This window comes from Myxococcus sp. AB036A, from assembly GCF_006547355.1.
GTDB lineage: Bacteria > Myxococcota > Myxococcia > Myxococcales > Myxococcaceae > Myxococcus > Myxococcus virescens.
Genome location: NZ_VHLC01000155.1, coordinates 1 through 15,430, shown reverse-complemented (window position 1 = coordinate 15,430; position 15,430 = coordinate 1). Strand labels below are relative to the sequence as shown.

Here is a 15,430-nt window from a genome sequence, read left to right as displayed (position 1 = left end):
GTTCGTGGGCTCGTCGCGCCCGGGGAACGTCGTCGGGGGCGTGTGTCGGTCGAAGCGGATTCCGTCGGGGGGGCAGTACCCGTGCGCGAGCTGGGCGAACCACGGGTTCAGCGTTGAAGGAACGGGCTCCGGGGCGGGGCCTTCGTCGTGTGGCTCGGGGGCCACGTCGGCGTCGGCTTCCTCCAGGTCGTCGTCCGATTCGATGAGCTGCGCTGCACTGGTGGCGGAAATCTCCGCTTCCTCCACCTCGTCGCTGCTGATTTCGTCCGGCTCCTCGGGTTGGGGCCGCGCGCGGGAGTGGCTGTCGTCGTCCCCTTCGTCGATGGACTGGGCTTCGTCCTCGGAGATTTCCTCGGGCTCCTCGTCCTCGCCGCCGGGGACCGAGGCCGAGGCCTTGAACGCCTGCGGGCTGACGGGTTCGAGCCGGGGAGGGCCGTCCACGGACTGGAGCCGGGGCGGACGCTCCGGTGTGCTCGCGGCCGCGCCTCCTCGGATGGGCGGCAGGCGCTCTGCTTCGGAGGCACCCGGGCGGGAGATGGGCGGCGGCCGTTCCGTGTTCGTGGACCGCTGCTGTGGCGTCAGTGCCGTCATCCGTCCGACGGGCGTCTCCATTCGCGCCGAGATGCTCCGGCTCGACAGCGAGGAGGGCGCGGGGACGATGGGTGTGGGGGTGGGGTACTCTTCCGGCCGGCTTGAGGAATCGGTTCCGCGGCTGCTGGACGAGCGCGTGGGAATGAGCTCCTGGAGCAGCTCGGTGGGCACGCGGATGATGGGCGTCGGCGCGGGTGGTTCGTCCCGCTGGCGGTCGTAGGGCGAGCGCACCACCGGCGTGTGCGAGGGTGGCTCGTAGCGCGCTCCGATGACGGGGCTGCGGACGACCGGGGTCGGCGCGGGGGCTTCATCAGCGTCCCCGGCAGCTTCACTGGTGTCCGAGTCCGCTCGGTTCAGCGCGGCGGGCGCCTTGGTGATGGGCGTCGCTGATGAGGTTTCACAGGAATCCGCGCCCACGGGCGAAGGAGACCGGCCCGGAGGTGGGGGGACCCTGACGACGGGCGTCGTCGCCGAGGCTTCGTTGGCATCCGTGCTCGCCGAGGAGGAAAGGCGGCTCGATGAGGCGGTGCTTCCCTTGGCGGACATCGCTGTCGCCGAGGCTTCGTCAATGTCGCTGCTGACGGAGAACGGCGGCCGGCCTGGAGGCGGCGGGACCTTGACGATGGGCGTTGCCGCCGAGGCTCCGCTTCCGTCCTCGTTGAGCACCGAAGGCAGCCGGCCTGACGACGAGGGCGCCTTGACTATGGGCGTTGTCGCAGAGGCTCCGCTTCCGTCCTCGTTCAGGACCGAAGGCAGCCGGCCTGAAGATGATGGCGCCTTGACGATGGGTGTTGCCCCCGAGGCTTCGCTGCCGTCGTCACTCAGCACCGAAGGCAGCCGGCCTGACGATGATGGCGCCTTGACGATGGGCGTTGCCCCTGAGGCTCCGCTGCCGTCGTCACTCAGCACCGACGGCAGCCGGCCCGAAGACGACGGCGCCTTGACGATGGGCGTTGCCCCTGAGGCTTCGCTGCCGTCGTCACTCTGCACGGCGGAGAACCGGCCCGAGTAGGAGGGCGCTTTCACGACGGGCGTCGTCGCCGCGTGCTCGCTCGTGTCGTCGCTCACCGACGAAGAGGCCTGCGCTGACGGAACCGGCGCCTTGACGATGGGCGTCGGTGACGGGGGTTCGTCCGCGTCTTCGACCTCCGTTGCCTGAACGATGGGAAGCGCGCTTTCGGAGTCGTCGTCGTCGCTCGCGTCGCGCGCGAAACCTTCCGGGGTCGCGTCGTTGCCGGGCAGGCTGGACGCGGAGGCCTCGCTCTCGCGGACCGTGGTGGTCGCGGCATCGGCGGCCGCTGCGGAGCGCTCTCGCAGCGGCGCGCCCATCACCACGGGCGGCTCGATGGGATTCGTCTCGAGCTCCGTCTTGATGAGGCGCGTGTCGAGCCCCTCATCGAGCACCTGCCCCATGACCAGCGGCAGGTCTTCGCGCGCACGCCCCGCGGCAGGCGCCTCCTTGTCCTTCCGAGGCTCCGGCGCCTTCTTGGAGACCGGTGCCGCCGTGGGGGCGGGCTCGGGAGGCAGCAGCGCCGCCAGCCGGTTCGTGGGCGTTCCCGTCACCGTGGTGGGCGCGGGCAGGTTGTCCTCGCTCGTGGTGGAGACGGGCTCCGACCGCTTCTCCAGCAGCGAGTCATACAGGTCCAGGAGCTTGCCGCGGATGAGCCCCGCGTCGAGCGCCGCCTCCGCGTGTGCTCGAGCCACCTGGCCCAGCTCCATCCGACGCTTCACGTCGCGCGCCAGCTCGATGATGCGGTCGGCCAAGGCCTGGCTGTCGCCCGGAGGGAAGAAGACGCCCGCGCCAGCCGGGATGAGCTCCCGCGTCACGGGCAGGTCCGCCGCGATGATGGGGCGGCCCGCGGCGCAGTACTCCGACACCTTCGCCAGCGGCCCGCCCTGAACGCGATTGCGCTCCACATCATCCATGGGCAGCACGCCCACGTCCGCGAGCGCGAGCACCTTGGCCAGGTCGTCGTGGTGCACCGGGGGTTGGAACTCCACCCGGTCGCCCAGTCCCAGTTCCTTCACCAGGTCATCCAGGTGCGGCTGCCAGTCCGCGTGGCGCGCGCCCACCACCGTGAGGCGCACCTCTTCCTTCCGGGCCGCCACCTCCACCGCGCGCAGCAGCGTGGACAGACCCTGCCACCCCACCTGGCTGCCCAGGTACATCATCCGGAGCGGTTCGCCGTCCGGGGCGCCCAGTACCTCGGGCGTGAAGGGCTGGAGGTCCACCGGCGCGGGGAGCACCCGGACCTGCTCCTCACTGGCGCCGAGCGACTGGATGTACGCGCGCGTCGTCTCCGAGCCGGTGACGACGAGGTCCGCGTTCATCAGGCAGAACAGCTCCTGCCTGCGAATCTTCGACAGGAAGCGCCGGTCCCCCTCCGTCTGTGGGTGGGTGTACCGCAGCTCCTGCGAGGGGAACGTCTGGGCCTCGTAGATGAGCCGGTACCCGTAGTCTCCCTTCAGCTCGCACAATGCGTATCCGCCGAAGGGGTCCGTGAAGTGGGCGAGCGCGTAGTCCTCGCTTTCGAGCTGCCGGCGCACGGCCCGCTCGAAGGCCTGGATGCGCGAAGCGAGGTCCCCCGAGCCTACCGGGACGCGCAGCAGCCGGGCGCCCTGGTACTTCTCGATGTGGGAGTGGTCAGGCGTCTTCGCCGACAGCACCACCACGGAGAAGCGGTCCGGCAACGCCTTCAAGTATTCGGTCAAACGCCGGGATGAACCCGACGGACCGGGGATGACGTCGAAACTGCACAGGAGCAGTCTGGGCAGGTCGCTCAAGCGTGGGCAGGATACCTAGCCGCCCCCTGAGTGTCATCGGGTGATGAAACGAGAAAGGGGGTCGGGCGAAGAACACATGTAATGCTGGCACGTTGACCCTCTACGACCAGCGACCTAAAGGCCGGCTTTGCCTATGGAAGACCTCAAGAGCGTGACGGTCAGCTACCTCAGGGAGTTGGCACGGAAGCACCTGGGGAGCGGCTACAGTCGTATGAAAAAAGAGGAGCTGCTCGCAGCCCTGGCCGCCTATGTCCCCGCCCTGGCGAAGCTCGCCCGGTTGGCGGGCATCCGAGTGCTTCCCAAGCGCTCGGCCGCGAAACCCGCTGCACCTGCTGCCGGGGCCCCCGCCGCCAGGAAGGCCAAGGCGCCCTCCACTGACGCCGCGAAGGCGCCCCGGAAGTCGAGGCCCCCGACCGCCGCGAAGCCCAAGACCGACGGCGCGCAAGACCAGGGCAGGGTGTCCGCGCCCAAGCGGGTGGCCGCCAAGCGGGCCTCCGAGAAGCCCGGGAGCAAGCCGACGGTCAAACCCGCGAAGGTGGTCACGTTCCCGCCCAAGCCCCGAGTGGAACGGCCGCGTGAGCCGGTGACGCCCGTCATGCCTTCCGTGACGAGGCCGCTCGTTCCCGCGCCGGAGCCGGTGCCGCGGCCCGTCACACGGCCCGCGCCCGTGCAAAAGCCCGCGGAGCCCGTGGAGGAGGGCTTCTTCGTGGCGCGCGTGGCTGGCGAGGAGGAGGCGCGCAGCCACCATCTGGTGGAGCGCGCGCCGGCTTCGCCGCCGCCCCCCGTGGATGCCGAGGGATTGGGTGAGCTGCCGGAGGGGTATCAGGACGACGCCGTCCTCCTGTTGCCCAGGGATCCGCACACGCTCTTCGTGTCCTGGGACTTCAGCCTGGGGGCCCTGCTGCGGGCGCAGGATGCACTGGAGGCGCCGCGTTCCGTGCTTCGTGTGTTCGGTGATGAACAGATGGAGCGGGAGTTGGACTTCGCGGTGGAGGCTCGCGGCCTCTACATCCAAGGGTTGCCGTCGGGGCGGACGTATCGCGTGGAGGCGCACTTCGTCGGTCGTGATGGGCGGAGCTGCCGCATCGGTGCTTCGAGCAACCGCGTGACGTTGCCTCCCGCGGGTGTCTCCACGGATTTGACGGTGCGTTTCCTTCGGGTTCCTCCGCTTGAGGCGGCGCTGCCCGTAGCGGTCGTGGAAGCGCCGCCGCCGGAAGAGGAGCGCGAGTACGTGTCGTGGCGCCGGGTGAACCTGCCGGGCAGTGGTGGCGTGCTGGATGTGCCGGAAGTCCACAGGGAGCGTCGTGGCAGGGACATGACGGAGGCGCACCTGGAGGGCCCCGAGCGTGCGCCGGGTGCTTCGGACCAGCGGTACGTGGAGTCGGTGGAACGCGTGCCTGGGGCTTCTGACCAACGGTACGTGGACTCGGTGGGGCGAGCGGCGGGGGCTTCGGACCAGCGCTATCTGTCGGTCGCGGCGCTGCGGAATGCGCGCGAGGTGCGCGGACCCGTGACTGCTCCCGTGTCGCACTACCTGGAGACCCTGGGCCGTGCGCCGGGCGCTTCGGACATGCGCTATGCGGGAGGGGGCGCTCACGAGGCGGGGAGGGAGCAAGGGCCCCGTGCGTATCTGGATGTGAAGGGCGTCCCGGGTGCATCGGACCTGCGCTACGCGGAAGGCGGCGCGGCACGCCAGGCAGGCCGTGACACGTCACCGCATCGCTACCTGGACGTGAAGGGCATCCCGGGGGCATCGGACCTGCGCTACGCGGAAGGCGGTGCGACTCGCTCGCCGGTCAGCGGCGCTTCGCCTTATCGCTATCTGGACGTGGAGGGCATTCCGGGGGCATCGGACCTCCGCTATGCGGAAGGTGCGGCGACTTCGCATCCGCATCACCTGGACGTCAGCCGCATTCCGGGAGCGTCGGACCTGCGCTACCTGGAGTCGCCGCCCCGCGCGCCGGGCGCATCGGAGCAACGCTACCTGGAGTCATCTCCGCAGCGGGCAGGCGCCTCGGAGCGTCGTTACCTGGATGCCCCGGAACGGGCGTCGGGTGCATCGGAGCAACGCTACCTGGAGTCATCTCCGCAGCGGGCAGGCGCCTCGGAGCGTCGTTACCTGGATGCCCCGGAACGGGTGTCGGGCGCCTCGGAGCGCCGCCACCTGGATTCCCCTCCGCAGGGGACAGGCGCCTCGGGTCGAGGCTTCCTCGGTGCTCCGGCTCAACCGTCGGGCGCTGCCGATGCGTCGGCACGCACAGAAACCGGAACCACCGCGAAGGATGCTCACGGCGCCGGTACTCATCCCCGCACGGTCGAGGAGAACCCGCGCTCCTTCGAGGCTCCGCCACGTTCATCCGGCGCCACGGTTCCGGGCAGCGACGCCCGGACGCAGGGAGACGCCGACGCGGAGGAGGACCACCGCTACTTCGAAGTGCCGCGGTCCCGTGTGGAAGGCGCGGCGCATCGCCGCACGGCGTCTCCTTCCTCCTTCGAGGCCCGCCAGGGCCACGCCACCCACGACGCGGCGGAGCCGCCTCCCCGGAAGCCGCCTTCGGACGACGGCCGCTCCTGAACCCGCACGGAGACATTGAACGACCATGAGTCTGGGCTCCCTCGCGCTGGTGCTCCACGCGCACCTTCCCTTCGTTCGGCACCCCGAGCATGAGGACTTCCTCGAGGAGGACTGGCTCTACGAGGCCATCTCCGAGACGTACCTCCCGCTGCTCCAGGTCTTCGACGGACTGGCGGAGGACGGCGTCCCGTTCCGCCTGGCGATGACGCTGTCTCCGACGCTCGTCTCCATGCTGCGCGACGAGCTGCTGATGAGCCGCTACGCACGGCGGCTGGACCTGCTCTGCGAACTGGGCGCGCGAGAGGTGCATCGGACGCGAGACGACGCCACCTTCGGCCCCATTGCCCGCTTCTACCGGGACCACTTCGAGTCCCTGCGCCGCGCGTTCCATGACCGCTACAAGCGCGACCTCGTCGCCGCGTTCCGGCGCCTCCAGGACGCGGGTTACCTGGACATCCTCACCTGCAACGCGACACACGGTTTCCTGCCGTTGATGCAGCAGGTGCCCGAAGCCGTCCGCGCCCAGGTGACGGTGGCCGCGAACCACTACCGCCAGCACTTCGGCAGGGACCCCGCCGGCATCTGGCTCGCCGAGTGTGGCTACTACCCGGGCCTGGAGCGCCTGCTGGCCAGCGAGCGCATCCGTTACTTCTTCGTCGACACGCACGGCCTGACGGACGCCGTGCCCCGGCCCCTGCATGGCCCCTACGCGCCCGTCTTCACCGAGGCGGGCGTCGCCGCGTATGCCCGAGACCCGGAGAGCAGCCAGCAGGTCTGGAGCACCGAGCACGGCTACCCGGGCGACCCGGACTACCGCGAGTTCTACCGGGACATCGGCTGGGACCTGGACCTGGACTACATCCGCCCGTTCATCCAGCCCACCGGCGAGCGCAAGAACACCGGCTTCAAGTACTTCCGCATCACCGGGAAGACGAACGAGAAGCGCCCCTATGATCCGCTCGCCGCGCGTGAGCGGGCCTCGGTGCATGCGGGCAACTTCCTTTTCAACCGCCAGCGGCAGATTGAAGACCTGGCCTCGCGCCTGGGCGGCAGGGAGCCGGTGGTCGTCGCGCCCTATGACGCCGAGCTCTTCGGCCACTGGTGGTTCGAGGGGCCCCAGTTCCTCGACTTCCTCATCCGCAAGGTCGCGTATGACCAGAAGACGTTCCGGCTGGTGACGCCGTTGGATGACCTGCGGGAGCACCCGGAGAATCAGGTGGCGACGCCGCCGCTGTCCTCGTGGGGCGCGGGCGGTTACGCCAACATGTGGCTCGACGGCAGCAATGATTGGATCTACCGCCACCTCAACCACTGCGCGAAGCAGATGGTGGAGCTGGCGCGGGACTTCCCGGATGCCGGTGAGCTTCAACGTCGCGCGCTCAATCAGGCGGCCAGGGAGCTGCTGCTCGCCCAGTCCTCCGACTGGGCCTTCATCATGAAGACGGGCACCATGGTGGAGTACGCCCAGCGCCGCACGCGCGAGCACATCCTGCGCTTCCAGCGCCTGCACGAGCAGCTGCGCGGCGGCAGTCTGGACGAGGGCTGGCTCTCGCTCGTGGAGGGGCGGGACAACCTCTATCCAGAGCTGGACTACCGCCTCTATCTGCCTGCCTGAGGCCAGGAGGGAGGAGGGTGGGGTGATGTGTCCTCCTGTCGCCACGTCAGACGGTTTGGCTTGCGGGGCTGGTTTTCGGCTTTAGCTTGGTCTGCATATGAACCGTTCGACCGTCTCGTTCCGGAAGGCGCTCGTCGCCGCGCTCCTGGTCGCGTTGCCCCCCGCTGCTGCTGTCTCGCAGGCGCCAAAGTCGCCGCCCGCGGCCACCCAGCCGGGCGCCGGGAACGTCCTCCAGCCCGCGACACGGGAGGCTCAGGCGCTTCCGTCGCTGGCGCCGCTGGTGGAGTCGGTGAAGTCGGCGGTGGTCAACGTGGACGTGCAGGCCCGAGGGGGCGGCGTTCCGCGTGGAATGGAGGACAACCCGCTCTTCGAGCGCTTCTTCGGTGGAGGCCGCGAGGGCGGCAGTCAGCGCCGCGAGCCGCTGCGCCAAGGGGCAGGGTCCGGCTTCATCATCGACCCGAAGGGCGTCGTCCTCACCAACAACCACGTGGTGGAGGATGCCGTCAGCATCACCATCCGCCTGGATGACGGACGCAGCTTCAGCGGCGAAGTGGTGGGGCGTGATCCGCTCACGGACGTGGCGCTCGTGCGGCTCAAGGAGAAGGTGGAGAACCTGCCCACCGTGAAGCTGGGCGACTCGGATGCACTGCGCGTGGGCGACTGGGTGGTGGCCATTGGCAACCCCTTCGGACTGGCCTCCAGCGTCAGCCTGGGCATCGTCTCCGCGCGGGCGCGTGAGATTGGCGCCAGCCAGTACGACGAGTTCCTCCAGACGGACGCGGCCATCAACCCGGGCAACTCGGGCGGCCCGCTGTTCAACATGAAGGGCGAAGTGGTGGGCATCAACACCGCCATCGTCGGCGGTGGCTCCGGCATCGGCTTCGCAGTGCCCAGCAATCTCATCGGTTCACTGTTGCCGCAGTTGGAGAAGGAAGGCTCTGTCACGCGCGCATGGCTGGGCGTGGGCATCCAGGACTTGACGCGGGACCTGGCCAGCGCGCTCAAGCTCCCCGTGAATCAAGGCGCCATCCTCACGCAGGTGATGCCGTCTTCTCCCGCGGCGAAGGCGGGCCTGAAGCAGGATGACGTCGTCATCGCCATCGACGGCCGGACCGTCACCTCCAGCGGCGAGCTGACGCGCACCGTGGCGCTCAAGCGTCCCGGAAGCACGTCCACGTTGACGCTCTACCGCGACGGCAAGAAGCAGGACGTGAAGGTGGCGCTCGGCACGCGGCCGGACCTGGAGGGCGTGGCCTCGGGGAAGCAGCGGCCGGAGGACCAGCAGGAGAGCTCCCGGCGCGTGGGCGTCAGCCTCCAGAACCTGGATGCGCGCACCGCGCAGCAGGCCGGCTTCACGGACAGCAGCGGCGCGCTCATCACCGACGTGGTGCCCGGCTCGCCGGCGGACCGCGCGCAGTTGGAGCCCGGCATGGTCGTCATCGAGGCCAACCGCAAGAAGGTGGAGAACGCGGACGCCCTGGCCCGCATCATCAAGGGCGCCGCGTCCGGGAGCACCTTGCTGCTGCGCGTGACGGCGCCGGGCGGGGCTCGCAACCTGCGCGCCCTGCGGGTGCCGTGAGTCCGGAGCGTGGGAGCGGCGGATGAGCGTCAATTACGTCGCGCTTGGAGACAGCACGGCCGTGGGCGTGGGGGCGGCGCGAGGCGGGGGCTATCCCGAGCGCCTCGCCTCCCGGCTGCGCGCGGCTGGCCTGCCCGTGGGCCTCACCAACCTGGGGCAGAGCGGCGCGCGCATCCGTGACGTCTTCACGGGACAGGTGAAGCGCGCCGTGGCCGCGCAGCCCACGCTGGTGACGCTGGGCATCGGGACGAATGACCTCTGGCGCGGCACGCCCGTGGAGGACTTCCAGGACGACCTGGACCGCATCGCGCGAAGGTTGAAGCAGACCGGAGCGCCGCTGGTGGTGGTGAACCTCGCGGACCTGGCGCTGGCCCCGGTGGCGCGGCTGGTGCCCGCGGCGCTGTACGAAGGCCGCATCGAGCCCTTCAACGCCGCCATCGCGGAGGTGGCCCGGGTGCACGGCATGCACCACGTGGACCTCTTCACGGCGAGCAAGGAGATGATTCCCAGGAGCCCCCACTTCTTCTCGGACGACGGCTTCCATCCGTCGGCCGATGGCTATGAGGAGTGGGCGGACCTGCTGCTGCCCATGGCGCAGACGCTCGTGCGCCGCTGAGCGCCTACGCCTTGGCCACGCCACCCGGAGGCGTGGCGGCGGCAGTCACGCCGGGCGGCTCGGCCGTGGGCGTGTGCGGGCCCCGCTCGCGGCCTGGGTGCAGCTCCATGCCGGCCTCGTACTGGGTGGTGCGGTTCCGGCCGGTGCGCTTGCTGAAATAGAGCGCCGCGTCCGCGCAGTCCACCAGCTCTTCCTGGGCGGAGGCGTCGGAAGGGAAGTGCGACGCGCCAATGGACACCGTGACGTGGTTGCCCGGCAGGCCCGGTTGGACCAGCTCCACGGATTCCGCCACGGCGCGGCGCAGCTTCTCCGCGACCTCCATGGCCTCCGCCTTGTTCGTCTGGGGCAGGAGGATGACGAACTCCTCGCCGCCGTAGCGCGCCAGCGTGTCCACCTTGCGCACGCGCAGCCGCAGCACGTCGCACACCCGGCGCAGCGTCTCGTCACCCACGCGGTGGCCGGCCAGGTCGTTGATGCGCTTGAAGTGGTCCACGTCCACCATGAGCAGCGCCAGCGGAGTGCCAAATCGGTTCGAACGGGCCAGCTCCAGCTCCATGCGCTGGAAGAGGTGGCGGCGGTTGGGCACGCCGGTGAGCGGGTCCGTCATGGTGAGCTTCACCGTCTCCGCGTGCAGCCGGGCGTTCTTCACCGCCGTGGCCACCACGTCCGCCACCGCGTTGAGCAGCTCGATTTCCTCCGCGGAGAAGCTGGCCACCTCGGGGCGCTGGAAGTTCATCACGCCCAGCAGCGTCTCCATGTGCACCATGGGCGCCGCCAGCAGCGCGCCGCTGTTGAGCCCGCCCTTCACCAGGTCCGGCTTGGCGAACACGCTGGAGCGGTCCGACGTGTCCGGCAGGTACACCGACTTGCGCGTCTCCGCCGCGCGCCCGCAAGCGCCTTCGCCCAGCGCGAAGGTGAGGCCCTCCGCGCCGCGGCCCTCCGGCCAGGCGTGCTTGATTTCCAGCAGGCTCTCCGAGTTCATCAACATGATGGAGAACTCGGGGATGCGCAGCCGCTCGGTCACCAGCCGGGTGACGGCGTCCAGCAGCTCATCCAGCTCCAGCGTGGCGTTGAGCGAGCGCGCCACGTCGAAGAGCAGCGACAGCTCCTTGAGGCGGTCCTCCAGCTCGTCCTTGAGGGCCAGCTTCTCCTTCACCAGCTCCAGGTCGCGGTGGGTGTCGATCTCCTCCGCCTTCATGGAGGTGAGCCGCGCCAGCATCTGGTTGAAGGCCGCGCCCAGCTGCGCGAGCTCGTCGGTGCCTCGCGCCTCCGCGCGCACCAGCAGGTCGCCCGCCTCCGCACGCCGCATGGCCACGCTCAGCTTGCGCAGCGGGCGGGTGAGGACGAAGTGCAGCGCCAGCCCGGTGATGAGGGCCAGCAGCACTACGAACAGGCCCATGGAGCCGAGCGCCGCGCCGAACACGGACGACAGTTGCTGGTGCAGCGCCGGCTCCGCCATGCGCAGCTGCAGGATGCTGGCACCCGGCACGTCGCCGGAGGTGTGGCAGCCGGCGCACTCGGGCCCGCCGAGGGGACGGATGACCTCCGTCATCTGCGCCACCGAGCGCGCCCGCTCCGGGCCAGGGGCCGTCAGCCGCGCGGCCTCTGGGTGCGTCGTGCCTTCTTCACCCGAGCGGCGGGACCAGAGGATGCGCCCATCCGGCGTCAGCACCCGGACGTCCTCCACCGAGCGGAAGAGCCGGGTGTCGGAGCGCATCACCTCCGTCACCGCGCCATGGGCCGGAGCCCCGCGCGCCTGCGGAAGGGTGAAGGTGGATGCGACGAATTCCGCCAGCGCCAGCGACTCCACCTGGGTGGCGTCCTGGACCGCGACCCGCGCCTCACGCCAGAAGTGGCCGACGCCCAGCAGCGCCACGAGCAGCCCGGGCAGGGCGATGCTCCACAGCAGCTTGCGACCAACGGTGTCGGGACCCAGGGGCATACGGGTGCTCGCGGCTCTCGAGCGCGGAGTTTCGGACGGGTTTCACGGAGTTGGGAAGGTCCATGAATTGTCAGGTGGCTGACGCTACCTGTCAAACGAAGCGGCGAAATCATCCTACGATTGCGCTGACGCTGGATCACCTCCTGGTGCATCAATCAGGTGGATTCCTGGAGATTCCATGTCGACCGAGTTCCTCACCTCCGCGTTGTTGCCGGTGCCGCACGGCTTCACCACCCGCGCTGGCGGTTGTTCGGAGGGGCCCTACGCGTCACTCAACCTGGGTTTCTCCGTGGGCGACGAGCGGGCGCGCGTGGAGGAGAACCACCGCCGCCTTGCACAGGCCACTGGCGCGCCGCTCGAAGCGCTGAGCCGCGTGTCGCAGGTGCATGGTGATCGCGTGGTGGAGGCCCGGAGCGGGGAGGGGGCCCAGGGGCTGCGCCCCACGGAGGGCGAGGCGGACGGATTGTGGACGCAGGCACCGGGAAGCTGGGTGGCGGTGGGCACGGCGGACTGCGTGCCGGTGCTGCTGGTGGACCCGGATGGCCGTCGCGTGGCGGCGGTGCACTCCGGCTGGCGGGGGACGGACGCGGACATCAGCGCGCGCGCCGTGGAGGTGCTGGTGGCGCGCGGTGCGAGGCCGGAGCGGCTGCTGGCCGCGGTGGGGCCGTCCATCCAGGTCTGTTGCTACGAGGTGTCGGAGGAACTGGCGCAGCGCTTCAGCGCGCGCTTCGGGGATGAAGTGGTGCGGTGGGTGGAAGGCAAGCCGCGGCTGGACCTGACCCGCGCGGTGCGTCAGACGTTGGTGGGGGCGGGGCTCAAGCCGGCCCACGTCGATGTACTACAGGCCTGTACGGCGTGTGATCCCACGCGCTTCTTCTCCCACCGGCGGGACGCAGGGCGGACGGGGCGGCACCTCAATTACGTGGTACACCGCTTCTAGCCACCCCATGTGGGGGGCCGATTTCTTGACGCTCTCCGACGGGCCTTCCTATCCTCGGGGAGACCCCTCTGCTGAAAAAGGCCCGTGCCCGCGCGCTCCGTCATCTTCCGTCTGCTCGCCGCCGCGCCCCTGTGTGCGCTGGGCGCTTGCGCCACCACCGCTTCCTCGGAAGCGGAGGTGAGTGCGCTGCGCTCCGAACTGCGCACGCTGCGCGCGTCCCAGGAACGGCTGGTGGAGCGGGTGGCCCGGTTGGAGGCGCACGACGCCGTGTCGCGCGCGGGGGCTTCGAGTGAGGGCCCGTCAGCGCGCTCCATTCCGGTGAAGGTGGAGGCGTCCGCGCAGGAGTCGCTGGGCGCCACGCCAGAGCTGGCGGTGGTGAAGCTCAAGCCGCGCCATGAGCCCGCGCCGAAGCTGCCCACCGCCGTGGCGGTGATGGAGCCGGACGACGAGCAGATGGAGATGTTCATCAGCCCCGCGCCGGACGAAGGGGCCGGCTCGTCGGCGAGCGCCGCGTCGGCCGCGACCATGATGGCGTCGAACGAGGACGCGGGGGCGCAGCAGGACCCCGACGTGCTCGACGCGGAGTTCGACAAGGCCGTGAACATGCTGCGCACCGGCAACGTGGAGGGCGGGGTGGAGAAGCTGCGCCGCTTCGCCGATGAGAACCCGCGTCACCCGCGCGCCGACAACGCGCTCTATTTCAGCGGGTTGGGCCAGATTGGCCTCAACGAGTTCAAGGCAGCCGCGAAGACGTTCGAGCGGCTCATCGACAAGTATCCCGCCGGGGACGCCATGCTGGACGGCATGCTCCGGCTCGCCGAGTGCCGGATGCGGCTCAACCAGTCCGCGGATGCCAAGGTGCTCTACACCCGCGTCGTCACCCAGTTCCCGGGGACGGCGGCTGCTACCCAGGCGGAACAGCGGCTCGCCGCGATCCCCCAGTGATGCTTCTTTCGAAAGGACGTCCCGCGATGCGCTCCCGGATTCTCACCTCGCTGATGTTGAGCCTCGCCGTCGCGCCAACCGCGTACGCCCAGCAGGAGAACGAGGAAGAGCAGGACACGGGCGGTGAGATGGGCGGCGCCGAGGTGATGGACGAGGCGCCCGATTCCGCGCCGCCGACCTCCGTCACGCTTCCGCCCGGCGCGCCCCGGGGCCGTGAGAGCGCCCCCGGTGAGGTCCACTCCGTGGAGTCCGGTGACACGCTGTGGGACTTGTCCCAGCGTTACCTGGGCAGCCCCTGGTACTGGCCCAAGGTCTGGTCCTACAACCCGGAGATCGCCAACCCGCATTGGATCTACCCCGGCAACCAGGTGCGCTTCTTCGCCGCGGGCGAGGAGGTCCCCACCCAGGTGACGGAGATGGTGGTCGACGAGGGCGACGTGACGGCCCCCATGGAGATGACCTCCAACGACCAGGTCACCGTGACGGGCAAGATTGGCGTCGACCTGGCCAGCTCCGTCCCCGTGACGACGCAGGGCTTCGTCACCCAGCGCGAACTGGACGAGGCCGGCCGCATCGAGGGCTCGCCCTCCAACGCGGTGATGCTCTCCTTCCCGGACAACGTCTACGTGCGCTTCAAGCGGAAGGGTGACGTGAAGGTGGGGGACCGCTACGTCGTCTACCACACCACCAAGGCTGTGAAGCACCCGGTGACCGGGCGCCAGCTGGGCTTCCTCACCGACTTCGTGGGCACCCTGCGCGTGCAGCGCGTGGGCGACGGCATCGTCACCGCGCAGATCATGGACACGTGGGACGGCATCGAGCGTGGCGACCTGGTGGGCCCCGTGGGTGAGCGCCTCACCGAGCGCGTGGCGCCGAAGCCGAACGCGAAGCAGGTGGACGGCACCGTCATCACCGCGCTGGTGCCGTACCTCACGGTGCTGGGTGAGAACCACAGCATCGTCGTGGACAAGGGCAGCGCGGACGGCGTGGAGCTGGGCAACACCTTCAACATCCTCCGCAAGGGGGACCCGTCCCGCCACGTGCTGGGCCACGACGTGCGCAAGCCGTCCAAGGAGGAGCAGTCCTTCCCCTGGCGGAGCATCGGCGCGTGCATGGTGACCGAGGTCAAGGAGCGTACCTCCAACTGCCTCATGACCCGCTCCCTGGAGGAACTGGTCCCCGGCGACCGCGCCCACATGTCCGCGGGCTCGTCGCCCTCGGCCAGCCGCTGAGCGGCGCGGCAGGAAAAATGCAATGGGCCCCTCGGATGGAGGGGCTGAGTGCTTGACCGGTGGCGGTCCGGTGTTTATGTGTCGCGCCCCTCCCAGCGGCCCCACCTTCTATATAGGTGGGTATCGAGCGGGGGACGGGTATGGCGGACGCTGAGACGGACATCCTCACGGCGGAGCAGCAGGCATGCCTGGCGCTCTGGTCCGTTCCCGGCCTGGGGCCGAGGACGCTGGTCGCCCTGCGCGCGTTCGCGGACGGAAGCCTCGCGCCGCTCGCCGCGACTCCGGTGCGAGATTGGGTGTCCCAGGCGCCGGTTTCCTCACAGGTTCGTCGCAAGCTCGCCTCCGTAGAGGGCCTGGCGCCGGTGGCGTGGCGGGTGTGGGAAGCCTGCCGGGCGTCCGGCATGAAGGTGGCGTTCCAGGGGCAGGCGGCCTATCCAGAGCGGCTGGCGGAGGTGGAGGATGCGCCGCCGGTGCTCTTCTACCGGGGCGTGCCGGGGCTGCCGCGGCGCCGGCTGGCCATGGTAGGCAGCCGTCATCCGGATCAGGGCTTCCTGCCATTCGCGCGGCGCTTCGCCCGGCAGGTGGCGGCATCGGGTGTCGGGGTGGTGTCA

General features: G+C 69.9%; 10 protein-coding genes. 8 read left to right on the top strand and 2 right to left on the bottom strand.

The features are described 5' to 3' along the window. Window positions 1–3,282 (bottom strand): glycosyltransferase (locus tag FL344_RS36135; RefSeq protein ID WP_255508269.1); only part of this gene is annotated, 3,282 nt, incomplete at its 3' end. A 304-nt stretch (window positions 3,283–3,586) separates the two neighbouring features. Between FL344_RS36135 and FL344_RS36130 the strand changes: the two genes are divergently transcribed. From FL344_RS36130 to FL344_RS36115, 4 genes are all read left to right on the top strand, one after another. Then, a complete protein-coding gene (locus FL344_RS36130) occupies window positions 3,587–5,950 on the top strand; it encodes a DUF4912 domain-containing protein (protein ID WP_228565618.1) in 2,364 nt (787 codons plus the stop codon). 25 nt (window positions 5,951–5,975) lie between these two features. Beyond that, window positions 5,976–7,565, top strand: coding sequence for a glycoside hydrolase family 57 protein (locus FL344_RS36125; RefSeq protein WP_141621716.1), 1,590 nt, complete (start codon window positions 5,976–5,978; stop codon window positions 7,563–7,565). Between the two features lie 97 nt (window positions 7,566–7,662). Then, window positions 7,663–9,144 (top strand): trypsin-like peptidase domain-containing protein, encoded by a 1,482-nt coding sequence (locus tag FL344_RS36120; protein WP_141621715.1) that lies wholly within the window; start codon window positions 7,663–7,665, stop codon window positions 9,142–9,144. Window positions 9,145–9,166: 22 nt separating this feature from the next. Further along, complete coding sequence (locus tag FL344_RS36115) at window positions 9,167–9,760, top strand: SGNH/GDSL hydrolase family protein (RefSeq protein WP_141594384.1); 594 nt, start codon at window positions 9,167–9,169, stop codon at window positions 9,758–9,760. 4 nt (window positions 9,761–9,764) lie between these two features. Here FL344_RS36115 and FL344_RS36110 read toward each other — a convergent pair whose 3' ends face one another. Continuing rightward, a complete protein-coding gene (locus tag FL344_RS36110; RefSeq protein ID WP_141621714.1) occupies window positions 9,765–11,702 on the bottom strand; it encodes a diguanylate cyclase in 1,938 nt (645 codons plus the stop codon). 178 nt (window positions 11,703–11,880) lie between these two features. On the opposite strand from FL344_RS36110, the gene pgeF reads away from it, so the two are divergent. The 4 genes from pgeF to FL344_RS36090 form a co-directional block, all read left to right on the top strand. After that, the gene (gene pgeF, locus FL344_RS36105) at window positions 11,881–12,642 is read left to right on the top strand and encodes a peptidoglycan editing factor PgeF (protein ID WP_141621713.1); all 762 of its coding nucleotides are present in this window, start codon (window positions 11,881–11,883) and stop codon (window positions 12,640–12,642) included. An 84-nt stretch (window positions 12,643–12,726) separates the two neighbouring features. Continuing rightward, entirely contained in the window at window positions 12,727–13,587 is an 861-nt protein-coding gene (locus FL344_RS36100) for a tol-pal system YbgF family protein (RefSeq protein ID WP_141621712.1), read from the top strand. Between the two features lie 26 nt (window positions 13,588–13,613). After that, window positions 13,614–14,819 carry a LysM peptidoglycan-binding domain-containing protein gene (locus FL344_RS36095; RefSeq protein WP_194863383.1) on the top strand — a complete coding sequence of 402 codons (1,206 nt, stop codon included), beginning with the start codon at window positions 13,614–13,616 and terminating at the stop codon, window positions 14,817–14,819. 140 nt (window positions 14,820–14,959) lie between these two features. Continuing rightward, the coding region (locus FL344_RS36090) for a DNA-processing protein DprA (protein ID WP_194863382.1) at window positions 14,960–15,430 on the top strand (471 nt) is incomplete at its 3' end.